This window comes from Rhizobium sp. Leaf384, assembly GCF_001424065.1.
Classification (GTDB): Bacteria; Pseudomonadota; Alphaproteobacteria; order Rhizobiales; family Rhizobiaceae; genus Ferranicluibacter.
The window spans coordinates 31,020-53,860 of the sequence record NZ_LMQE01000005.1 but is presented as its reverse complement, the minus strand read 5'-3'; the positions used below and the strand labels follow the sequence as shown (position 1 = coordinate 53,860).

The window sequence follows — 22,841 nt, the reverse complement described above, 5'->3', positions numbered from 1 at the left end:
CGCATCAGCGTGACATGCCGTTCGGAGCTTTCGTGCCGGCGGCTCCGCAAGCGACATCGGCGGCCGGGCCGGGACGGCAGGGTGCGCTTGTCCGGTGTTGTTCGCCGGCACACGCGTTCTTCCCGCTGGCGACTCAGGCCGATCCCGGTTGAGGCATCCTTGCGTGCGTCCGGATCGCGAACACGGCGACGGCGGCTGTAAGGCAAATTGCGCCCGCAGCGAAGACGGCGGGCAGGTAACTGGCGTAGAGACTACGGGTCAGTCCCGCCCCCCAGGCTGCCAAGGCAGCGCCGATCTGATGGCCGAGAAAAACCCAGCCGAAGACGATCGTCGAGGCGCTCCCGAACCGGTCAGTGATGAGTTTAACAGTGGGTGGAACCGTTGCGAGCCAATCGAGCCCGTAGAACAGCGTGAAAAGACTGAGCTCGTAAAATCCAAAGTCCGTGTAGGGAAGATAGAGCAGTGAGAGCCCGCGCAGGCCGTAGTACCAGAAGAGGAGCCAACGGCCGTCAAACCGATCGGACAGCCACCCCGAAGCGATGGTGCCCACGAAATTGAAAGCCCCGATGGCTGCGAGCAGGCCGGCGGCCATGACCGGCGCGATGCCGAAGTCGCCGCAGATCGCCACGAGATGGGTCTGGACAAGCCCGGTTGTCGTCGCGCCGCAGACGAAAAAGGTCCCGAACAGGATCCAGAACGTGCTGGACCGGGCGGCCATCGCCAGGATGCGGATCGGCGCAACCAGCGTTTTCGCAAAAGAAGACAAGCCCTGCTCCGGCGGAGGCGCCTCCGCAGCGCCGTAGGGCAAGAGGCCGATGTCCTCGGGTCGCTCGTGCATCAGCAGAAGCACCACAGCGGAGCAGAGACCGAGCATCGCCAGCAGGAGGCCGAGCGCAGTGCGCCATCCCCAGGCTTCCGACAGGGCCGCGAACACCGGAAGAAAGACCACCTGCCCCGTCGCCACGCTGGCGCTGAGAAGACCGATAACCAACCCGCGCTTCGCAGCAAACCAGCGCGTCGCGACCGTCGCCCCGAGGACCATGGCGGTCAAGCCGGTTCCAAGACCCACGACGACACCCCAGAGCAGAAACAGCTCCGTCAGGCTTGTCATCAGGAACGAGCCGCCCACTCCGGCTGCGATGAGGGCAAGCGCGAAAACGGAAACGCGTTTCACGCCGAAGCGGGTGAGGAAAGCGGCCGCAAACGGGCCCATTGCGCCAAAGAGCAGAAAGCGAATGGCAAAGGCTGCAGAGATATCGGCCACGTCCCAGCCGAACTCCGTCTGCAGAGGCTTCATCAACACCCCGGGGGCTCCGACAGCACCTGCCGCCACCATCATGGTCAGGAATGTGGTCGCGACGACAATCCAGCCATAGTGGATGCCCTTCTGCGAGAACCATTCCGTGATCGGTGAGACATGGCGCCGGAAGATCATGGTGTCCCTATTTATCGGTATATACACGTATTTGGTTATTGAAGATCAGATCGAGCGCAGGATGTCTTCGAGTGCTGTTATCTTGATCGGACCAAGGCTCGCCTCCATGTCTCTTTGACACTGATCCCAGATGGGGCCGGCCCGTGCCAGCAATTCGGCGCCGGCGCCGGTAAGCCCGACCGTCGCCTCTCGCTGGTCCCGGTCCGCCCGTCCGGTCTCGACAAGTCCCATACGGCTCAGGACCTTGATGTTTCGCCCGATCGTCGAACGATCCAGCTGAGCGCTTTGCGCGAGATCGGTCATGCTGACGGGCTGCAGCCGTTCGATGCGGCGGAGAAGGGAGAACTGAGCGATGTTGATCTGAAGCGGCGACAGCGCTTCGTCATAGATTGACGAAACCCTGCGGGCCGCCTCACGGAGCATCATCGAGTAGCAACGGTTCATGTTTTCGTGTATATACCCGTACATGACCCGTGTCGAGGTTCCGGTCGTTCGCGCGTGCCCAGGCAACGCAACAGCCTCTCTCATACCCTTGCCCAACGCCGTTGAGTAAGATGCCGTTCATCATATATCATCAAGCTTTCGGGAAGAGATCGGTGCCATGAAAGTCACGAAGGAAAAGGCGGAAGAAAACCGTCAGCAGGTAATCGAGAGCTCCAGCCGGCTGTTTCGAGAGAAAGGCTTCGATGGCGTCGGCGTCAATACGCTGATGCAGGCGGCGGGCCTGACCCATGGCGGCTTCTACAAGCAGTTTGAGTCCAAGGACGACCTGATTGCCCAGGCAACGGCGGCCGCGCTCGCGCAAAGCACGCAACGCATGTCGTCCCTGATCGGGGACGAAGCGCCCGACGCGCTGAAGAAGGCCGTCCGCTTTTATCTGTCCGATCAGCATCGGGACGGCGTTTCGCAGGGTTGCGCGTTCGCTGCCCTCGCACCGGACGCGGCGCGCCATGGTCCGAAGGTTCGCCGCGTCATGCAGCGCGGCGTCGAAGACCAGATCGCTCTCCTCCAGTCCGTCGCCGGTTCCAACGGCGAGATGGCCGACCGTTCATCGGCAATCGCGACGATGGCGACGATGGTCGGGGCGCTGGTTCTTGCGCGTGCGGTGGAGGACGACGCGCTCTCGAAGGAAATCCTTGCGGCCGCTGCTGGTTCGGTCCTGGCGGAATGAGGGTGTCAGTCGGGCTCTGACGACGCCGGGAAGGTTGAAGACCCGCTTTCCGGATCGACATTTCCAGGGCATCTGGCGACAGACTCCAGGAAGCGCCGTGTCTCCTCGAGGATGCGGTCGGACAGATCTTCGTCATCCACGACCCTTGCAATCACCATGGCGCCGACCATTGCCGCCCAGCTGCCGATGGCAGCGCGCCGTTCGTCCGTTTGCGGATGCGGCGACATTGCGGACGTCAGCGTCGCGATGATCTGACGCGCGCCGGCCGTCATCACGGCACGCGCCTGCGGGGTCTGGTATCGCATCTCGGACGCGAGCGCCGCAAAGGGGCATCCTTCCGCAGCATTGTCTCGATGCTCTGCGGAAAGATAGCGTTCCACGTGCTCGCCGACGCTGAACGGTGCGTCGGCGCTCGATGTCAGGATATGCGCCAGCGCCTGCGCGACCAGATCGTCCTTGGAAGAAAAGTACCGGTAGAAGCCGCCATGGGTGAGGCCGGCACATTGCATGACGTCTGCCACGCTGACGGCGCTCACGCCCCGGTTTCGAAAGAGCCGGGCGGAGGCGTCGAGGATGCGTCGCCTGTTTTCCGCGACCTGTTCACGCGTGACCCGCATGGCGCTCTTCTCCGCCCCGATATGCCTCAGCGGATGATCCGCATCAGCCCAGCTTGTCTTATCCCGACGTGTGGTATCGGGCGGCGGCGGTCGTGTGGCCCGTATCCTCGAGGAGCGTTTTGCGCGCGGCCTCCATGGATTGCCAACGCGCCTCCTCGTGAAGATGCGGGATGGTCACGGCCTCGCGCCGATCGAAGCCGACAAGAGCGCCGTCAACGAGCTCGGCGGCTTCCATCATCGGTGGGCGCTTGGCTTCCTCGACAAAATTCCAGATGTCGGTTCGTGTTGCCGCAGGCGCCACCGCCTGGACGTAGACACCTTGCGCGGCGAGCTCGAGTTGGAGCGCCTGCGACAGCGACAGGACGAAAGCCTTCGTCGCGGTATAGACCGAGGTCGCCCATTCCGGCGCGAGCGCGAGAACGGAGCTGATGTTGATGATGGAACCCTCGCCGCTTTGCGCGAAGCGCGGCGCGACGGCATGCGCAAGGCGCAATACGCTGGTGGCATTCAGGGTTACCAGTTTCGTCAGGTCCTCGATGCTCTGCGTCACGAAGGTGCCGCCGACATTGCCACCGGCGTTGTTGACGAGGATGCCGATCGAGGCATCGTCGCGCAATCTCTTCTCCACGGTCAGCAACTGTGCCTCGTTCGTGAGATCGGCGGGCAACAGCTCGACGGATACGCCGGTCTCTTCCTTGAGCCGTGCGGCAAGCGCCTCGAGCGTCGCGACGTTTCTGGCGACGAGCACGAGGTCGTGCCCACGTTCCGCGAAGCGCTGCGCATACATGGCGCCGATGCCGGTGGAAGCGCCGGTGATGAGGACGGTGGGTTTGGAGGTCATAAAATTCTCTCTGTCTGGTCCGTTGAAGGATGACGTCAACGCCGAGCCCATCTCGGCCGGATGGGTCTTCGGCCTATTGAACGGCGACGACGACCTTGCCTTTCGCGCGGCCGGTCTCGACATAGGCAAGAGCATCGCCCGTCTGTTCGAACGGGAAGACGCGGTCGACGACGGGCTGGATCGCGCCGCCTTCGACCAGGGCGGCAATCTCTGCCAACTGGCGACCGTCGGCGCGCATGAAAAGAAAATCGTAGCGAACGCCGCGTTTTCGCGCCGCTTTTCGGGTCCCCCGGCTGAGCAGAGTGAAGACGAGTTTGAGAAACGTACCCAGCCCGGCCGATGTCGCGAATGTCGGGTCCGGAGGGCCGGAGATGGAAATGAGGTGGCCGCCGGGCTTGAGCACGCGAAGCGCTTTCTGCAACGTCTTCTGGTCTTGGCTGTGCAGGACGAGATCGTAGCCGGATAGCAGGGCTTCGAAATCCTCGGTTTTGTAGTCGATCACGATATCGGCGCCTAGGCTTCTGACAAGCGCGGCGTTCTTTGCACTCGTGGTGGTGGCGACCGTCGCACCCAGATGCTTGGCGAGCTGGATGGCAAACGTCCCGACACCGCCGGAACCGGCCTCGATGAAGACCTTCTGGCCTTTTTTGACCTTGCCGAGCTCGACCAGTGCCTGCCAGGCTGTCAGGCCTACCAGTGGGATCGATGCTGCCTGCGTCCAGTCGAGATTGCCGGGCTTGAGCGCGACGTCGCTTTCGTGGACCGAGATGCGCTCCGCAAAGGTGCCGATGCGGCGATCGCGCGGCCTTGCATAAACGGCATCGCCGACCGCGAAACGTTGAACGTCCCGACCGACGGCCAGAACCGTGCCGGCAAGGTCGTGGCCGAGAATGAACGGAGGCTTGTACGGGAGCAGAGCCTTGAACGCCCCGTCGCGGATCTTGGAGTCCAGCAGGTTGATGGCGGTCGCCTTGATCTCGATGAGGACATCCTGGGCCTCGATCACGGGTTCGGCCCGGTCGACCATGTGCAGAGCGCCGTTCTTTTTGTAGGTCTCGACGATGAAAGCCTTCATGGGCCTATTCTCCAGAATGGAAGTGCAAGCCGTCAGGCTGCAGGGAACCGCGGGGTCGTTTTCTTCAAGACGCCACCCGGTCGTAAGATGTCGGTATCGCGGTTTGCCGTCCGCCGTGGGTCGGCCCGTGCGACCGGCACGTCGCGGCACTACCCCCGCTGTCGCCTCCGGCGATGCCCTAGCCGAGGCCGAACTGTTTGTGCAGCACCCTGTCGAACAGGGAGCGGGGCAGAAAGCGACGAGCAAAGGCGCCTTGTCGCGCCACCTTGCCCGAGGGATAACGGAGCATCGGCGTGCTGTCGGACGCTGCGCGCAAAATGGTGTCTGCAACGCTCTGCGCCGTATCGGCCGCCCTCATCGCCTTGCCATAGGCGGTATCGTAACCGGCGCGAAGCTGGTCATAGGCTGTCAGGGGTGCATCGGCCGGGACGGCACTCGCTTCGAACGCGGTATGCGTGGCACCCGGTTCGACGAGCAGAACCCGCACGCCGAAGCCGCGAACCTCGTGATCAAGGGCTTCGGAATAGCCTTCAAGAGCATGTTTGGTCGCCGAATAATGGGTATTGAACGGCGCGGGAATGAAGCCGAGCCCGGATCCGACATTGACGATGCGGCCGCGTCCCTGTGCTCGCATGATCGGCAGGACCGCGTTGGTAACCCGTACGACGCCGAGAACATTGGTATCATAGAGCGACCGGACCTGTTCAAGCGAACTCTCTTCCGCGGCACCGACGATACCGAAGCCTGCATTGTTGACGAGAAGATCGATGCGCCCGAGCTCCGCATGCGCCTGCGCGACGGCGGCGGCGACCGATGCGTCGGAGGTCACGTCACAGCCGACCAGCCGGATTCCGTCGCGAACCTCGCCGGGCTTTGCCGTCCGGCTTGTGCCGATGACCCGATACCCGGCCTTGGTCAGCGCAATCGCCGTCGCCTTCCCGATCCCGCTCGAGGCGCCCGTCAGGAACGCTGTCTTCTGAGCACTGTCCATGTTGCACCTCTTGGTCTCGGCCGCCGGTTCGAAAGGGCCGCAGAGCCATCGACCTGTTTTGATGATGTCCGTCATCATTAAATATGACGATCATCATCATTAAGTCAAGGGCCTTCTTGACGGGCGGTCCATCTCCTGGTTTGCGGCGACCACGCCGACCGAAGATGTCGATCGATGCCCCGCCGCCTGTCGGGCCAGACGAGCGGGCGGACGCCCTTCCCAACCCTGCCGCTGCGCTGATGCAGCCGGTTCAGGCCATCCGCGCGGCGGCTTCCCCGGAGTAAACGCCCCACAAAGCGTCTTGCACGCCTAGAGCAGAAGAAACGCCCTGAAGTCGTTGACGTTGGTGCCCGTCGGACCGGTCTCGAACAGGTCGCCGGACGCTGAAAATGCGGACCAGGCGTCGTGCCGGGCAAGGCAGGCACGCATCTCGCAACCGGTCGCCCGCATGCGTGCGGCGGTCTGGCCATCGCAGAAGGCGCCGGCGTTGGTCTCGGAACCATCGATGCCGTCGGTGTCGGCTGCAAGGCCGGTGATGCCAGTGGAGCCGTCGAGGTCGATGGCGGCTGCCAGCAGCAGTTCGGTGTTTCGCCCGCCTTTGCCGCGCCGTGCGGGGTCGGCATGCTCCAAGCCCATGGTCACAGTGGTTTCCCCGCCTGAAAGGAGAACCATCGGGCCTTCCTGCGGGCGCTGGCCTGTCTGAAACTCCATGGCCAGCGCCGCATGCATGCGCCCGATATCACGGGCTTCCCCCTCGATCCGGTCAGAAAGGATCAACGGCGTAACGCCGGCCTCAAGGCTCAGGCGTGCGGCGGCCTGCAGAGAAACACGGGCAGAGGCAATGACATGAGCCTCGTGCCCGGCAAAGGCCGGATCGTCGGGCCGCGGGCTGTCTGCCGTGGCGATATGGTCGAGAAGGCGGGGCGGGATCTTCATACCATAGTCCCGAATGGCCCGAAGCGCGTCATTGCGATCCGCATCGTCGGGAATCGTGGGACCGGAGCCGACGAAGGCAGGATTGTCCCCGGGGACATCCGACACGACGAGGCTGACGACGCGCGCCGGGAACGCGCGCTTGGCGAGGCGTCCGCCCTTGATCAGCGAGACATGCTTGCGCACGACGTTCATGGCGGAAATCGGCGCACCGGAAGCGAGAAGCGCCTCGTTCAGCGCAATCTCGTCGGCCAGAGCGAATCCCGCCGGCGGCGACGGCAAAAGGGCGGAGGCACCCCCAGAGATCAAGGCGATCACGAGATCGTCCGGCGTCAGGCCGGAGACTTCCGCCAACAATGCCTGCGCCCCGACGATGCCCGCGGCGTCGGGGACCGGATGCGCGGCCTGCAGCACGCGGATCCGCGCGCAGGCGGCGACAGGACCATGCCGGGCGACGACCACGCCTTCCAGCGGACCATCCCAGACGCTTTCCAGGGCCTGCGCCATCTGACTCGCCGCCTTTCCGGCACCGATCACAACCGTGCGACCCTTCGGTCGCTCCGGCAGGTGGGCCCGGATCGCCTCCAGAGGATCAGCCGCGCGAACAGCAGCCTCAAAGAGCGACGTGAGGAACGCACGCGGGTTCTCGATTGGCATCCGGGGTCCACCTTGCTGTCTCTTGCAACACCTCTTTTGGCAAAGCGCGCGACAGAATGCAAAGCCGAGGCGGCGACCCACCGAACATCCGCACCGCCATCAGAATGCAGCCGGTGGAGACAGTCAGCGCATGTCGCAACCGGCCGCGACAAACGAGGCGCGTTGGCACCGCTGCGTTCGCGCAGCGCCAGCGCCCGAGACCGCACATTTTTCTCACCATCCCCTCTTGAACCCGAAAAACGCAAAAACCAAATCGTTTCCTGCCGGTCGCTGACGCCAAGGCCGGCTTTGCCGGAAGCGCCGCTGCGGCGCTTCCGATCCCATGTTGCTTCAAGGAGGATATGGCTATGGCAACATCTTACGACTATGCGCCGCTCTTTCGCTCCAGCGTCGGCTTCGACCGGGTCTTCCATCTTCTGGAAAACGCCCAGCGCGCCCGCTCGATCAGCGACTGGCCGCCTTATGACATCGTGAAAACCGGCGACGACAGCTACCGGATCTCCGTTGCCGCCGCAGGTTTCGCGCAGGACGATCTCGACATCACCTTCCAGTCCAATCTTCTGACGGTGACCGGCAAGAAACAGGAGGTGCAGAATGATGGCTATCTCCACCGCGGCATCGCCGCGCGGCCGTTCGAGCATCGGTTCGAGCTTGCCGATCACGTCAGGGTGAAAGGTGCGAGCCTGGAGAACGGTCTTCTGTCGATCGACCTCGTTCGCGAAATCCCGGAGGCATTGAAGCCGCGGAAAATCGACATTGAGGGCAGGACAGCCATTGGGCAGAAAACCGCGCCGGCGCAGATCGAAGCGCAGAAGGCGGCGTGATCAGACCGTCGAGGAGGGGCGCTGCTGCGCCAGCGCCCCTTTGACATTTGGGAGTGACATCCCGGAGGTGACATCCGGGGTTGGGCCAGGTTGGGGCGAGGTTGGGAAGGAGCGCGCCATGAAACCGAATTTCTTCAGAAAACCCGTGTCCATCGTCATCGGCCTCGGCTTTCCGGCCGAGATCCGGAGCGTGGCCGACGCTCATCGGCACCTTAGCGAGTGGCCGATGTCGATGCGAGACGCCGCGCACGCGGTCGCCTTGAAAGCCTGCGAAGCGGCATTGCGGGGCGACATCGAGGCCGAGACGGCCCGCGGCCTGTTTGTCGCCTTTGCCGGGAGACACGACCTGCTCGCGCCGGACACGGCGGCTCTCTCCGCGTCCCGCCTGCGACACGACCGTGATCCGCACGTGCGCTGAAGAGCCCGACGATGTCCCGTTTCGCCCACATGTTCCGCGCCGCCCAGCGGTCGGCAGGTCGGCGTGACCTCCGGCCTCCTTTCCGGGAAACCCTCGAACGCGCTCGTCAGCCGCGCAGCGGGTGAACGGGCGAGCGCTCTGCCCCGTGCGCGGACGACGGCGGCGTGGCCATGCTGTCGCGAACAATCAGACGGCTTGGAATGACCCGACGCGTGGCCTGTGGGCCATTTCCCTTCTCGATGGCCTGGAGGAGCAATTCAACGGCCGCACCGCCCATTTCCTCTGCCGGTTGTTCGATCGTCGACAGCGGCGGCGAACAGAAGGCGCAAACGGGAGAGCCGTCGAACGAGACGATCGAGAGTTCGTCCGGAATTGAAATGCCTATGCCTTTCAACTTGCTCATGAACGAGATTGCCATATCGTCGCTCGTCGCAATGACGGCGGTCGGCTTCTCGGCAAGCGCCATGAAATCGTCGGCACCCTGCAGGCCAATCTCAAACCCCTGCTGGTAATCCAGCTTGCCGCCCGAGCGAACCACCGCCGCTTCCGGCAATCCTGCCATCTGCAGTGCTTCCAACACGCCGCCGAACCGCTCGACGTCGTGATAATTCCCGTCAGGTCCGGCGAGATAGAAAAACCGGCGATGCCCCAGACGAATGAGATCTGCAGTTGCGTCGCGAACGGCTTCGCGATCGTTGGTCACGACACTCGGCACACCGGATGCGCTCATATCCAACAGCATGGAAACGATCGGCAAGCCGGCGCCCGCGAGCGAACGACCTTCCAGCTCCGGCAGCTTCGACGAGAGGATGATCGTGCCCCGGACCGTCCCGCTATAGGCCAGGTTGAGGATATGCCGCTCGGAGGGCTCATCGCGCGCGAGGTTGGCGATCAGCAGAGTATAGCCGCTCCGCAGCAGCGCCGTGTTGATGGCATGCAGCACCTGCGGGACGATCTGCGAAGCGCCGTAGTAGAGGGAACCCGGCAGGACGATCATGATGATATTGGACTTGCCGACCCGAAGACCGCGCGCCATGGCATTCGGCGTATAGCCGAGCTGCTTGGCGGCGGCATCGATCCGGATCCGCGTCTTCTCGTTCACACGGCCGGGGTTGGCGAGCGCGCGGCTGACCGTCGAGATCGCCACGCCCGCAAGGACCGCGACATCAGCCATCAGGGGACCTGCCTGCTCCTCCCCGGGAATATCCTTGTCCTTAGGCACGTTCCATTATGCTCCTGCAGGCTCTCCGTCGCACTTGTACGGTCATAGACGATTTCTCGCAAACATTTGCTAAAAAGCACTTGCTTAAAAAAAAGGCCTGGCTATTATCTCATCATGGCAAACGTTTGCCATATCTAACGGGGCGGCCAGTCGACGTCGTGCTGACGTGACGATCGACGCTCAGGAACGGCATGCTCTGCCCTAAGGAAGGTGTGTCCATGACAGATGGTGTTAGACTTCGTTTCGGTGTTGATCTCGTCACCTTCTTCCATCCCGGTTTCTGGGATGTCGATACTCACGATGCCATCATCGCCTATGCACGCTCGGCGCCACGCGCCTTCTGGGACAAGATCCTCGACAGCGTCCAACAATCAGGCGTCACCGGCGTCGAACTGACCTTCTCCCCCTTCAACTGGCAGGACGCGGTCAAGACATATGGCTCCGTCGATGCTTTCGCAGCCGAGCTCTCACGGCGTGGGTTGACGCTGTGCAGCGGCTTCTTCGCCGAGCTCGAAGCCTCCGGCGATTTTACCAAGGCGGAGGCGCAAGCGGCGATTATTGCCAAGGCCGAGGCCTATGCCGATTTCCTGAAGGCGTGTGGCAGCGACATCATGGTGATCGGCGCCCCCTTGCGCCAGACTTTGGGCGCGCAGCCGGTGGAGTTTTACGATTTCGATCGGGCGAAACGCATCGCCGATTTCCTTAATCGGCTCGGCGCCGCTCTTTTCGCACGCGGCATCCGTCTTGCGCTTCATACGGAAGCCCATTCGATCTTCGCCGCCGCCCGCGATGTCGATTTGATGATGATGCTCACCGATCCGGCCTATGTGCATATGTGCCCGGATACGGCGCATATCATTCTTGCTGGATCCGACCCTGTGCAGATGGTCGATCGCCATCACGAGCGCATGATCATCGCCCATTGGAAGGATGCGATCGGCCCGATGCCGGCCGATACGCCGATCGACGAACACATCCACGATCGTCACCGCCCTTATTTCTGCGACCTCGGTCTCGGGAGGGTTGACTGGCCGGCCTGGACGAGACTGCTGCGCGATCGGGGTTTCAAAGGGTGGGCAATCCTCGAGCTCGACGCCGCGCCGAATCCCGTGCGTGACATTGCCAACGGGCTCACGCTCGTCCGACAGGCGCTGCTCCCGATCTATCACTGACACAGTCCTCACAGTCGATGAACGCGCCCCGAAAGGGCGTTTTTTGGAAGGGTCGAACGATGAAGAACAGGATGATGCTCTTTCTGGCCGGTGTCGCATGCGCCGGGTTTCTGACCACGGCCGAGGCCGGGAACAAGCCGACGATCGAGGTGCTATCCTCATGGACGTCGGGCGGCGAGGCCGCTGCCCTCAACGTCATCAAAACGGAATATGAAAAGCGAGGCGGTGTCTGGAAGGACTCCTCGATCGCCGGCTTTGGCGCAGCGGATGCAGCCTTCCAGAACCGAATGGTTGCGGGTGACCCGCCGGGGGCGAAACAGGGCATTATCGGATTGGCTGCCGCCGACTTCCTGAAGCAGGGACTGTTCAACCCCATCGATGACATCGCCACGAACGGAAACTGGGCCGGCGTCTTGCCCAAGTCGCTTCTCGATCTCGCTTCTTATGACGGACATGTCTATCTCGCACCCATCGGCGCGCATGGCGAAAGCTGGATGTTCTATTCGAAAGACGCCTTCCAGAAGGCGGGTATCGAGGCGGAGCCGAAAACCTGGGACGAGCTCTTTGCCGGCTTGGATAAGCTGAAAGCGGCGGGCTTGGTCCCGGTCGCTTGGGGCGGCCAGCCCTGGCAACAGACGAAGGTCTTCAACATGATCCTGCTTTCGCAGGTCGGGATCGACGGTTTCCTGAAGATCTACGTCGACAAGGACACAAGCGACGCCTCCCGAGAGGGTGTCCGCAAGACGCTGCAGATCCTTGGCAAGCTGCATGGCTACGTCGACGAAGGTGCGAGCGGCCGCAACTGGAACGATGCCACGGCGATGCTGATCACGGCCAAAGCCGGCGTGCAGTTCATGGGCGATTGGGCCAAAGGGGAATTTACCGTTGCCGGCAAGGAAGCCGGAAAGGACTATGGCTGCATGATCGTCCCGGAATCGCCGGGCATGGTCTATATCGCCGACTCCTTCTACCTCCCGAAAACCGGCAATGCCGAGACCGACACGGCACAGAAGCTCATCGCCGACGTCGCGATGGATCCGGCGGTTCAGGTCGATTTCGCCCTGAAGAAGGGATCGGTCCCCGCTCGTTCCGACGTCGACACATCAAAGCTGGACGTCTGCGCCCAGAAGGGTGTCGACTTGATGCGTGCCGGTGCCATCGTGCCGGACCAGGCGATCGTGCTGACGCCGCAACAGGTTGGGGCCCTGGACGACTTCGTCGATGAATACTGGAACGGCAGCTTCAACGACGCGGATGCCGCGACCACGAACTTCTTCACCGTCTTGCAATGAGACCTGCAGATGGCGCCGGACCTGCTCCGGCGCCGCTGATGCGCCTCCACGCCGCTCCTGACAAAGGGGGGTGCGATGACTGCCGCCTATCCCGCAACGAACTGGCGACGCCCATGAAACGCAAGCCCAACCTGTCAGCGACCCTCGCCCTTCTGCCGACCTGGCTCGTGGCGGTGGTGGTCTTCATCGGCACCATGGCGTGGTCGATCCATCTCTCCTTCACGGGTTCAACGATCTTTCCCTCGTCGGACTATGTCGGCCTTGCCCAGTACGCAAAACTGTTTTCCTCGGCCAAGTGGCTCGCCTCGCTGCACAATGTCCTGGTCTTCGGTCTTCTCTACGTCGGCGGGTGTCTTCTGCTGGGCTTTCTGCTGGCAGCAGCCCTCGATCGCAAAATCCGCTTTGAAAGCGTCTTCCGCACGCTCTTTCTGTATCCCTACGCGATGTCGTTCGTCGTAACCGGGCTCATCTGGCAATGGATGCTGAATCCGACGCTCGGCATCCAGGCCAGCGTGCGCGCCCTCGGCTGGGAAAGCTTCGTTCTCGACTGGGCGGTGAACCGCGACATGGCGATCTATGCCCTGGTTCTGGCCGGCGTCTGGCAGGGTGCGGGTCTTGTCATGGTGATCGTGCTGGCCGGCATGCGCGGCATCGAGGCCGAACAATGGAAAGCGGCCAGGATCGACGGCATTCCCGTCTGGCGCATCTATGTCTCGATCATCCTGCCGCAACTGGGTCCGGCGCTTGCCGCTGCCGGCCTGCTGCTCGGCATGGGGGTGATCAAGACCTACGATATCGTCGTCGCCATGACCAATGGTGGTCCCGGCAATGCGACGGAGGTGCCGGCCAAGTTCATCATGGACAATCTCTTCGGGCGCCAGAACCTCGGCCTGGCCACCGCGGGGGCAACGGTCCTCGTCCTCGGCGTGATCGCCATCGTCGCTCCGTTCCGGTACGCGATGTTCCTGCGCCGCAAAAGCACCGGAGCGCGCGGATGAGCCCGCGAAGCCCCAACGGCCCGATGCCGGCACACATCACCGTCGGCCGCGTCGGGCTCTATGTTTTCCTCCTCGTTGCCGTCCTCTTCTTCACGCTGCCGCTCTACATCATGGTCGTCACATCGCTGAAAACCATGGACGAGATCCGCCTCGGACAGATCTTCGCCCTCCCGGCGAAGCTCGATGTGTCCGCCTGGGTCACAGCCTGGTCCGGTGCGTGCATGGGCACCGTCTGCGTCGGCATTCGCAACGGCTTCTGGAATTCCGTTGCGATCACCCTGCCATCGGTCGCACTGTCGGTCTTCATGGGTGCCGTCAATGGCTACGCCCTGTCGCTCTGGCGTCCGCGCGGAGCTCACCTGCTGTTCGGCCTTCTCCTGGCCGGCGGTCTCATTCCCTATCAGATCTATCTCTATCCGATGGTCCGGGCACTCGCGACGGTCGGTCTCTATAACTCCTTCGCCGGCATCATCCTTGTCCATGTCATCTTCGGCCTGCCGCTGGTGACGTTGCTGTTCCGCAACTATTTCGTCAGCGTTCCCGAAGAATTGTGCAAGGCAGCCCGTGTCGATGGTGCCGGCTTCTGGCGCATCTTCTTTGAAATCATGCTGCCGCTGGCTGTGCCGATGGTAGCCGTCGTGTCCATGCTGCAATTCACCGGCATCTGGAACGACTTCCTGCTGGGCCTTGTCTTTGCCGGCCGCGACAACCTGCCGATGACGGTTCAACTCAACAACATCGTCAACACGACGATGGGCGAGCGCACCTACAACGTCAACATGGCCGCAACGATCCTCACCGCGCTCGTTCCGCTCGCCATCTATTTCCTGTCCGGTCGCTGGTTCGTCAGAGGCATCGCCGCAGGGGCCGTAAAGGGATAATGCCGCCATGCAGTCCGCTATTTCCATCAACAACCTCAAGATCGCCTATGGCAACCAGACCGTCATCGAGGAGATGTCGATCGACATCGCGCCAAAGGAGTTTCTCGTTTTGCTCGGCCCTTCGGGTTGCGGCAAGTCCACGCTCCTGAACGCGATTGCCGGCCTCCAGAACATCACCGCCGGCGAAGTCTGGATTTCCGGCAAGAATGTCACCTGGGAAGAGCCGAAGGATCGCGGGATCGGCATGGTGTTCCAATCCTATGCGCTTTATCCCCGCATGTCCGTGCGCAAGAACCTTTCCTTCGGCCTGCGCGTCGCGGGACTGCCGAAGCTGGAGATCGAGGCGCGGGTCTCGCGGATCGCTGCCCTTCTTCACCTCGACACGCTGCTGGATCGGCGCCCAGCCGAACTTTCCGGCGGGCAGCGTCAGCGCGTGGCCATTGGGCGCGCGCTGGTTCGAGAGGTCGATGTGTTCCTCTTCGACGAGCCGTTGTCCAATCTGGACGCAAAGCTCCGCAACGAGCTCCGCGTCGAGATCAAGAAGCTGCACCAGCGTCTCGGCAACACCATGATCTACGTGACCCATGATCAGGTCGAAGCGCTGACCCTGGCCGATCGCATCGCGATCATGCGCGACGGCGTCATCCAGCAGTTGGCCTCGCCTGCGGAGATCTATCACCGGCCCGCCAATCTGTTCGTCGCCGCCTTCATCGGTGCCCCGGCGATGAACTTCATCGAAGGCCGCATCAACACCGACGGGGGTTCGATCACGTTCGAGAGCAAGGGACTGCGCGCGGATCTCGGTAACTACGGCTTCGAGACGCCTCCTGCGGCGGGACCGGCAACCCTCGGCTTCCGGCCGGACCATCTCGTGCTCGACGGCATCGCCCGTGGGCTGCCCACTCTTTCCGGACACGTCTCTGTCGTGGAGCCGATGGGGTCGGAGGCGGTCCTCTGGTTCGACTGGTTCGACCAAACCCTTTCGCTTCGTCTGATGGGCGATGTCACGCTGAAGCCCGGCGACGCGCTTGCACCCGGCCTCGACATGACAAAGGCATCGCTCTTCGGGGCCGAGGGATCGCGACTTTAGCGCAAACGGCATGTGGTCTTTCGCGAGACCCGGGAGGATTTCTCCCGTTATTGCTTCAAGACAGGATGTGAGCCGACATGACGGACAAACGATATGACGCACTGGTCATCGGCTCTGGTGCCGCGGGCTCGTTCGCGGTCAAGGAGCTGACGGCACAGGGATTGTCGGTGCTTCTTCTGGAAGCCGGCGCGGAGGTCGGCCCGGAGGCTTTCGATCCTGAGCGCAAGAAACCCCCGACAAGCAGCATCAACATCTGGGAGCGCGCCCGCGCCACTGTGAAGGGACAACCCATCCAGGCCCGCGCGGCTTTCTTCACCGAGCGCTTCAGCCACTTCTTCGTCAACGACCGCAAGAACCCCTATACAACACCGAAACATGAACCCTTCCTCTGGATCCGTGGCCGCCAGAGCGGCGGACGGCTGCACAGCTTCGGGCGCGTGTTGCTGCGCTGGACCGACGACGACTTCAAGATTCATGCGAGAACGGGAAAGGGCGTTGACTGGCCGATCTCCTATGCGGAGATAGCGCCGCTTTACGCGGAGGTCGAAAGCTATCTCGGGCTCTACGGAAACAAGGACGATGTCTCCACCCTGCCGGACGGCGTTTATGCCAAGCGCGCCAGTCTGACGCCGGCGGAACAGACCTTCAAGCACGCGATCGAGAGCCGTTGGCAAAACCGGCACGTGGTGTCTTGGCGCTATATCGCACCGGATGCCGCACGGATCCCGAAACCGCTGCGGGAAGCCCTCGCGAGCGGCAATCTCACGGTAAGGTACAACGCCGTCGTGCGGCGCATCACCACCGATGACAAGAGCGGCCGCGCAACCGGTGCCGAATTCATCGACAGCGCGACGGGTGCCGTGTCAACGGCCCAGGCCGCCATGGTCGTCCTTGCGGCATCCCCCATCGAAAGCGTCCGCCTTCTCCTGAATTCTGCCTCCGGCCGACATGCGGATGGACTTGGCAACAGCTCCGGCGGACTTGGCCGCTACTTCATGGACCAGGTGCCATGCCTTGCCTTTGGCTCCTTCGCCGGGGCAAAGGGCTGGGCCATCGACGAGTCTGCCCCCATCGACCCGTTTTACAACCCCTCCGGCGGCATCTTCATTCCGCGTTTCGGCGGAGCGGATCCGGACCGTGGTGATTTCAACTATCAGGGCAGCGTGGGGCGCGCGCCTGCATCGGATCAGGAGGCATCCCGGCTCGCCTTTTTTGGTTTCGGCCGGATGCTGCCCTATGCCGACAACCGAATCACGCTCGATGCCAGACGCACGGACGCCTGGAAGATCCCCGTCCCGCATATCCGCTGCGTCATGCAGGACGAAGAACATGCGCTGCTCAAACGCCAGGAGGAAAGCTTGATAGCGATGGTTCAGGGCGTCGGCGGCGATCTGGAATTCATCGGCTCGCCGACCGGGCTGAAGGAAATCGGAAGAGGCGCCTTTCCCGACGCCAGCGCCTTTAGCCGATGGATGTTCCGCACATGGTTCAAGAAGACCATGTGCATGGGCGCGGCGATTCACGAGACCGGCGGCGCCCGGATGGGCGAGACGCCCGAGGCAGCGGTTCTCAATCCGTACAACCAGCTTTGGGATGCACCCAACCTGATCGTCACCGATGCCAGCGCCTTCCCGGGAAGCGGCATCTCCGGCACGACGCTGACCGTGATGGCGTTGACCCTGCGCGCCTGCAGACATCTCGCACAGCAATACAGGCAAGGCGCTTTCACGGCCGCGTGACGGTCGGCCAGCGACCTCTCGAACACCGGTTGCCGCGCCCGCGGAAACTGGCCGCCCGTGGCGAATGTCGCGGCAACCTTTCCCCGCGAGGCGTTACACGCGCCGACCGGCCCCACTCCGGTCTGCGCCAAGGGCCTTCACGCCGGGCCTCGCTTTGCGCCTTCCCGATTGTGCGGACGGTCATCCCGTCAGCGGTCGCGGCATTTTTTGGGAGGGCGGAACGAATATCACGCCGATCTGGTTTCGCGGAGGCATCCGGGAAAATCCATGACCACATCCAGTATCGCCGCTTCGTCTCATTCGGTCGCTGTCTTTGCCTTCGTTGCGCTGTCAGCCTTCTTGCTCTCCAATGCGACCTCGGCCGCCAACACTCGTCTCCGACCGACCCCGGAAGCCATGGGCGTGGTCGACAAGGTGGGGGCGAAGGGTGGCCAAAGCCACGAGGTGGCCGACGTCGCTCCCGCGCGGCCGGAGCGGCGCGATCGGCTCGTCATCCTGTTTCATGGAATTGGCGGTCGCGGGGCGGTCATGTCCGTGATCGGCCATTCGTGGACGGCGACATTGCCGAACACCAGGTTTGTGGCGCCCGACGCACCGTCGCCGCACAGGTCAGGCGGCCGCCAGTGGTTCCCCGTCGATGACCAGGTCATGAAGCCCGACCGTATCCGGGATGCCCGCCGGGCTTTCGACGACCTCGTTTCCGGGATCGTCAAACGGGAGGGTTTCGATAACGCGCTGGAAAGGGTGGCCTTCGTCGGTGTTTCTCAGGGTGCCATCATGGCCCTTGACGCGGTGACCACGGGGCGCTGGAAGGTTGGCGCTGTCGTAAGTTTTGCAGGCCTGTTGGCCCTTCCACCCACCGCGTCTTCTACGCAGACCCCGATCCTGCTGATGCATGGCGCCGCAGATAGAACGATACCGCCCATAGCCTCGGTCGCGGCAAAGCGACAGCTCGCGGCAGCGGGATACGATGTCACGCTGAAGACGTTTCCCGACGTGGGCCACACGATTTCATCGGACGAGGCAAGGGAAGCAGCCCAGTTCCTGCACGACCGCTGGAAATGAACGGGACGCTGGCGAGCCGCACCTTCGATCTTGCGGAAAACCGTGCTCCCATCGAAACGATCGGCACGCGCATCTCCTCGCACCTCAGGGTCTGATCGACGCACCCGATAGACTGATCGATGGTTGACGCTCGACCGGTGTGAGGACGAGAGCACCGGGGCGGAGCGTCGGACGACGCCGACCACCTCGCCGGCACCGCCACCACCACGAAACGGCGGGTTTTGGGCCAAAGTCATCTGGTTTTCTGATAATAATACATGACAGCCTCTCTCTTTATATATCTTATTTTACACTTGCGTCATTTTGCACTCGTTACTTCTACTATTGCGATTTTAATCAAGATTAAAGGCCGATCGCACACCTTGGCCGCACAGGGGAATTTCTGTTCTCGCTTCAAACGTGCCGAAGCATTTTCCGCTGACAAGCCATTCGATTGATCTGCAGGAACGGGCCCATAAACATGAATTCTTGGAAGATAAGTACGAAATTTTTCGCGGCATTTTTTGTCTTGTTCATCACGATGCTCTCGACCGCCGCCTTCAACTGGTTGCAGGTCGGCATAGGCGATGACGCCACAAACGACGCCCTGAAGCGCTCCCGCATCATGCGCGGCATCGATGCGTTGATGGCATCCATGATCGACCAGGAAACGGGGATCCGCGGCTATCTCGTTTCCGGGAACGAAGACTTTCTTGCCCCCTATCGGTCCGGACAGACCCGTCTCGAGGATCAACAGCGTGCTCTGCGCACGGAATGGATCAACAGCGCGGATCAGGTCGCCAGACTGGATGCCTTCGTCGGCCTGGCGTCGAAATGGCGCAATGACGTTGCAGAGGCCGAGATCAAGCTGATGCAGCAGAAGACCACACAGGCGGACGCACGGGCGCTGGAGTCGAGCGGCGCCGGCAAGGCCTCGATGGATGCGATGAGAGCCAAAGCGGGGGAGATGACCGACGTTGCGCAAGCCCGGCTCGTAACCGCCCTCGCAGCGCAGGATGCGGCTGTTGCCACCTCCTATGCGACGCTGTTGATGGCTTCAGCCGCAAGCCTTGTCCTCGCGCTGATCTGCGCGACGCTGCTCATCGTTTCGATTGCCAAGCCCATCCGGCGCATGACGTCCTTCATGGAGCGTCTGGCCGGCGGAGACACGTCGAACGAGGTGCCCGGCCGCGGCCGCAGGGACGAGGTTGGCGACATGGCGCAGGCCGTCGAGGTCTTTCGTCAGTCCGCGATCGCCAACCGGCAGTTGGAGGCAGAAGCGGAAGCCGCAAGACAGCAGGCCGAAGCCGATCGGATCCGCCTCACCGCCGAAGCAGAAGCCGCCGCACAGGTCCGTCTTACAGAAGCGACCGCCGGTCTTGCACGAGGGCTCCAGCGCCTCGCTGCCGGGGATCTGTCCTTCCAGCTGAATGAACCCTTTGCTCCCGACTTCGAGGCCCTGCGTCATGACCTGAACGGTGCCGTCGAACAGCTTGCAAACACGCTGCGTTCGGTTGCTCAAGCCACGGGCTCCATCGACAGCGGCAGCCAGGAGATCAGCCGCGGCGCCGACGATCTGTCGAAGCGGACGGAACAGCAGGCGGCGTCTCTGGAGGAAACGGCTGCGGCACTCGATCAGATCACCGTCAATGTCTCGAACTCATCCAAACGAGCCGACGAAGCGCGTTCCGTCGCGCTCCAGGCGAATGCCAGCGCCAGCGAATCCGGACGGGTGGTGGCCAAAGCCGTCGAGGCGATGGGGAAGATCGAGACATCCTCCAGCGAAGTCTCCAACATCATCGGCGTCATCGACGAGATTGCGTTCCAGACCAACCTGCTTGCCTTGAACGCCGGTGTCGAAGCCGCGCGGGCAGGAGACGCCGGCAAGGGGTTTGCCGTGGTCGCGCAGGAAGTCCGCGAGCTTGCACAGCGCTCGGCCAAGGCGGCGAAGGAGATCAAGGAGCTGATCCGCAATTCGTCCGTCGAGGTCCAGAACGGTGTGAAGCTTGTCAGCGAAACCGGCCAGGCCCTGCAGACGATCGAAAGCTACATCGTCACGATCAACCAGCATATGGATTCCATCGCGACATCCGCCCGCGAGCAGTCTGTCGGGCTTGGCGAAGTGAACACCGCCGTCAACCAGATGGACCAGGTGACCCAGCAAAACGCGGCCATGGTCGAGGAAACAAGCGCGGCTGGTGCAACCCTTGCCGATGAAAGTGGCAAGCTCCGCCACCTGATCGGCCAGTTCAACCTCGGTGGCCTCGGTGCACAGCCCGCCACACTGCGTCACATGGCCGCCGCCATGGGTGCGACCCAGCAGAGCGCCCGCCCGAGCGCTCCGGCAGCGGCATTGCCGATGCGAAAGGGCGTTAAGGCCGCAGCCGGAAACGCGGCTGTCAAGGAAAGCTGGGAGGAGTTCTGATCATGACAATGGCAACTACTGATATGCTCGAGATTATCGCCTTTCGACTTCACGATCAGGAATTCTGTGTCCGGACCATCACGATCCGCGAGATCCGCGGATGGGCTCCGGCGACACCGATCCCACAGGCGCCTGCCGAGGTGCTCGGCGTCATGAACCTCCGGGGAACCGTTATTCCCGTCATCAACCTCGCGCTCAAACTGGGAATGCGCAGTACGGAGCCGACCGAACGGAGCGCCATTGTCGTGACGGAGGTTCATGGAATGGTCATGGGCCTCCTTGTGGATCGCGTATCCGATATCCTGATGGTGCCAACAAGCTTGCTGCAACCGGTCCCCGACGTGACCTCGTCGAACGCCACGACCTTTTCCGAAGGCATCATCGCGCAGGCAAGCGGGATGATTTGCTTTCTGAACCTGGAGCGGATGTTCAACCGGAGCGAGGCCGAATTGATGGCAGCGGCGTAGGTCAGCCATCGATATCATCTCGCGCCGAGCAAACCTCCGGCAGATACGGTGAGGCCCGGACCTTTGCTTCTCCAGCAGAGGCACTCTCGGAGAGCCGGCGCGAGATCGCCGGCCAGCCAGCGATGTCTCTCCCCTCGCCCGCGACGCTGCCGCAGGAAAGGGCCCGGCGTCGTAAGCGCGGCGAGACATGCAGATCTAACCGTCTCGATGAAAGTGGGTCGGCCTTCCGCCTCCATGTCACACGGCGTTACACCGCTCTCGTCAGTCGCCCGTGATGGCGGAGGACCAGTCCGACAGCGCCCATGCAGTTGTCGTTGTCAAGGAAGCGGCCGGTGACAAACGCGGGGTTGGCGCCCTCTCCGTCTCCTGCCTTGACCAAGGTGTGCCGGTTGTAGGCTGCGCGGATGGGAGCAAGGAGCATTTCACCCGCTGTCGCCATTCCGCCGCTGATGACGAAAAGGCCGGGGTTGAGAATGGTTCCGACCGTTGCAAGCCCGCGGCCTGCCGCCTCGCCCGCATCCTCCAGCAGGCGCTGGAAGCCAAGGTCGCCGGCCTGCGCCATCTTCACGAACTCCGCCATCCCGAGACTGCGGGCGAGGCGGCGCTCGGCGATGCCGAGAACAGCAGCGCCGCTGCAGGAAAGCTCCATACAACCACGGTTGCCGCAGGTGCAGAGATCCCCCCGAGGATCGAGCACCATGTGGCCGAATTCTCCCGCCGTGCCGGCCGCACCGGTGAGAACCTTGCCGTTGGCGACGATGGCGCCGCCGATGCCGAGATCGAGCTTGAAGAGCACGAAATTCTCAAACCCTGCGGCAGCCCCCCACATCATCTCGGCAAGGGCCGCGCAGTTGCTTTCGTTGTCGGCGAAGATCGGCTTCTGCAGAACAGGCTCGAAGGTTGCACGCAGATCGACCCCCTGCCAGCCCGGAAGCTGCGAGCCGCGCATGATGCGTCCGCTGGACGCGATAGGCGCTGACACCGCGAACCCGACGCCCAATAGCCCGGAATACGGCAGACTGTGCTCTTTGTAGATGTTGTCGATCGTCTGCTTCGCAGTCCGCGTTGCTTTTTCCGGCTTGTAATCGCGCTCGAGCGGGATCGCCACATCGGCCACGATGTTGTGGGCGACATCCGCCAGAACCACCCGCAATTCGTTGCGTCCGAGCAGAACGCCGAGACAGGTGCCCGCTTCCGGATTGAGAGAATGGGCAAGCGCGGGACGACCGAGGCCTGGGCTGCGCGTCTCTACCTCGACGACCAGGCTCGATCGCCGGAGATCGGCAAGGATCGTGGAGACGGTGGAGCGCGCGAGACCGGTCGTACGAGCGATCTGGGCAGCACTGACCGCGCCGTGACCGCTGAGCGCACGCACGACGCGCGCGACAGGCGTATCGACCTGACGCTCGTCGAGAAGGCCTCGCAGTCCGCCGCTGATCATATTGGCCATATCGCGTCCGTCCCCTCGCCCATTCTCGCGTTTTTCCATGCGTCCGACGACGTCATCTACGACAGAACTGGCGCGCCGACAATCGCCATATCGTCGGAC

Annotated in this window: 21 protein-coding genes; 12 read left to right on the top strand and 9 right to left on the bottom strand. The window is 62.7% G+C overall.

The window, feature by feature from the left end; all coding sequences use genetic code 11:
* Nucleotides 1-133 precede the first annotated feature (133 nt).
* Complete coding sequence (locus ASG25_RS08740) at nucleotides 134-1,435, bottom strand: MFS transporter (RefSeq protein ID WP_062472628.1); 1,302 nt, start codon at nucleotides 1,433-1,435, stop codon at nucleotides 134-136.
* 45 nt (nucleotides 1,436-1,480) lie between these two features.
* On the bottom strand, nucleotides 1,481-1,879 hold the full coding sequence (locus tag ASG25_RS08735) for a MarR family transcriptional regulator (RefSeq protein WP_062472626.1): 399 nt from the start codon (nucleotides 1,877-1,879) through the stop codon (nucleotides 1,481-1,483).
* A 157-nt stretch (nucleotides 1,880-2,036) separates the two neighbouring features.
* On the opposite strand from ASG25_RS08735, the gene ASG25_RS08730 reads away from it, so the two are divergent.
* Nucleotides 2,037-2,606: a TetR/AcrR family transcriptional regulator gene (locus ASG25_RS08730; protein WP_062472624.1), complete on the top strand. Its 570-nt coding sequence runs from the start codon at nucleotides 2,037-2,039 to the stop codon at nucleotides 2,604-2,606.
* Between the two features lie 5 nt (nucleotides 2,607-2,611).
* Here the strand turns inward: ASG25_RS08730 and ASG25_RS08725 are convergent, their stop codons facing one another.
* The 5 genes from ASG25_RS08725 to ASG25_RS08705 all read right to left on the bottom strand — a co-directional run bounded on the left by ASG25_RS08725 (nucleotide 2,612) and on the right by ASG25_RS08705 (nucleotide 7,720).
* Nucleotides 2,612-3,223: a TetR/AcrR family transcriptional regulator gene (locus tag ASG25_RS08725; protein ID WP_082480021.1), complete on the bottom strand. Its 612-nt coding sequence runs from the start codon at nucleotides 3,221-3,223 to the stop codon at nucleotides 2,612-2,614.
* 58 nt (nucleotides 3,224-3,281) lie between these two features.
* The gene (locus tag ASG25_RS08720; protein WP_062472622.1) at nucleotides 3,282-4,064 is read right to left on the bottom strand and encodes an SDR family oxidoreductase; all 783 of its coding nucleotides are present in this window, start codon (nucleotides 4,062-4,064) and stop codon (nucleotides 3,282-3,284) included.
* 73 nt (nucleotides 4,065-4,137) lie between these two features.
* Complete coding sequence (locus ASG25_RS08715) at nucleotides 4,138-5,139, bottom strand: NADP-dependent oxidoreductase (RefSeq protein ID WP_062472620.1); 1,002 nt, start codon at nucleotides 5,137-5,139, stop codon at nucleotides 4,138-4,140.
* A gap of 178 nt (nucleotides 5,140-5,317) precedes the next feature.
* Nucleotides 5,318-6,130 carry an oxidoreductase gene (locus tag ASG25_RS08710; RefSeq protein ID WP_062474357.1) on the bottom strand — a complete coding sequence of 271 codons (813 nt, stop codon included), beginning with the start codon at nucleotides 6,128-6,130 and terminating at the stop codon, nucleotides 5,318-5,320.
* A gap of 309 nt (nucleotides 6,131-6,439) precedes the next feature.
* On the bottom strand, nucleotides 6,440-7,720 hold the full coding sequence (locus ASG25_RS08705) for a glycerate kinase (protein ID WP_062472618.1): 1,281 nt from the start codon (nucleotides 7,718-7,720) through the stop codon (nucleotides 6,440-6,442).
* 347 nt (nucleotides 7,721-8,067) lie between these two features.
* On the opposite strand from ASG25_RS08705, the gene ASG25_RS08700 reads away from it, so the two are divergent.
* Together ASG25_RS08700 and ASG25_RS08695 are read left to right on the top strand one after the other, a co-directional pair.
* Nucleotides 8,068-8,544 carry an Hsp20 family protein gene (locus ASG25_RS08700; protein WP_062472616.1) on the top strand — a complete coding sequence of 159 codons (477 nt, stop codon included), beginning with the start codon at nucleotides 8,068-8,070 and terminating at the stop codon, nucleotides 8,542-8,544.
* A gap of 118 nt (nucleotides 8,545-8,662) precedes the next feature.
* Nucleotides 8,663-8,962, top strand: coding sequence for a DUF982 domain-containing protein (locus ASG25_RS08695; RefSeq protein ID WP_062472614.1), 300 nt, complete (start codon nucleotides 8,663-8,665; stop codon nucleotides 8,960-8,962).
* A gap of 106 nt (nucleotides 8,963-9,068) precedes the next feature.
* On the opposite strand, the gene ASG25_RS08690 is transcribed toward ASG25_RS08695, so the two are convergent.
* A complete protein-coding gene (locus tag ASG25_RS08690; RefSeq protein ID WP_062472611.1) occupies nucleotides 9,069-10,184 on the bottom strand; it encodes a LacI family DNA-binding transcriptional regulator in 1,116 nt (371 codons plus the stop codon).
* 218 nt (nucleotides 10,185-10,402) lie between these two features.
* Here ASG25_RS08690 and ASG25_RS08685 point away from each other — a divergent pair, with 218 nt between their 5' ends.
* The 9 genes from ASG25_RS08685 to ASG25_RS08645 all read left to right on the top strand — a co-directional run bounded on the left by ASG25_RS08685 (nucleotide 10,403) and on the right by ASG25_RS08645 (nucleotide 21,292).
* Nucleotides 10,403-11,356 (top strand): sugar phosphate isomerase/epimerase, encoded by a 954-nt coding sequence (locus ASG25_RS08685; protein WP_062472609.1) that lies wholly within the window; start codon nucleotides 10,403-10,405, stop codon nucleotides 11,354-11,356.
* Nucleotides 11,357-11,415: 59 nt separating this feature from the next.
* Nucleotides 11,416-12,648, top strand: coding sequence for an ABC transporter substrate-binding protein (locus ASG25_RS08680; protein ID WP_062472606.1), 1,233 nt, complete (start codon nucleotides 11,416-11,418; stop codon nucleotides 12,646-12,648).
* Nucleotides 12,649-12,761: 113 nt separating this feature from the next.
* Entirely contained in the window at nucleotides 12,762-13,646 is an 885-nt protein-coding gene (locus tag ASG25_RS08675) for a sugar ABC transporter permease (RefSeq protein ID WP_062472604.1), read from the top strand.
* Nucleotides 13,643-14,527, top strand: coding sequence for a carbohydrate ABC transporter permease (locus ASG25_RS08670; RefSeq protein WP_062472602.1), 885 nt, complete (start codon nucleotides 13,643-13,645; stop codon nucleotides 14,525-14,527). The genes ASG25_RS08675 and ASG25_RS08670 overlap by 4 nt, the downstream gene beginning before the upstream one ends.
* A gap of 7 nt (nucleotides 14,528-14,534) precedes the next feature.
* Nucleotides 14,535-15,617: an ABC transporter ATP-binding protein gene (locus ASG25_RS08665; RefSeq protein WP_062472600.1), complete on the top strand. Its 1,083-nt coding sequence runs from the start codon at nucleotides 14,535-14,537 to the stop codon at nucleotides 15,615-15,617.
* Between the two features lie 77 nt (nucleotides 15,618-15,694).
* Nucleotides 15,695-17,356 carry a GMC family oxidoreductase gene (locus tag ASG25_RS08660; RefSeq protein WP_062472598.1) on the top strand — a complete coding sequence of 554 codons (1,662 nt, stop codon included), beginning with the start codon at nucleotides 15,695-15,697 and terminating at the stop codon, nucleotides 17,354-17,356.
* Nucleotides 17,357-17,623: 267 nt separating this feature from the next.
* Entirely contained in the window at nucleotides 17,624-18,421 is a 798-nt protein-coding gene (locus ASG25_RS08655) for a prolyl oligopeptidase family serine peptidase (protein WP_244479350.1), read from the top strand.
* Nucleotides 18,422-18,929: 508 nt separating this feature from the next.
* A complete protein-coding gene (locus ASG25_RS22185; protein ID WP_244479349.1) occupies nucleotides 18,930-20,825 on the top strand; it encodes a methyl-accepting chemotaxis protein in 1,896 nt (631 codons plus the stop codon).
* Between the two features lie 2 nt (nucleotides 20,826-20,827).
* A complete protein-coding gene (locus tag ASG25_RS08645; protein WP_156379892.1) occupies nucleotides 20,828-21,292 on the top strand; it encodes a chemotaxis protein CheW in 465 nt (154 codons plus the stop codon).
* 247 nt (nucleotides 21,293-21,539) lie between these two features.
* Here the strand turns inward: ASG25_RS08645 and ASG25_RS08640 are convergent, their stop codons facing one another.
* Nucleotides 21,540-22,742: an ROK family transcriptional regulator gene (locus tag ASG25_RS08640; protein ID WP_062472596.1), complete on the bottom strand. Its 1,203-nt coding sequence runs from the start codon at nucleotides 22,740-22,742 to the stop codon at nucleotides 21,540-21,542.
* Nucleotides 22,743-22,841 lie beyond the last annotated feature (99 nt).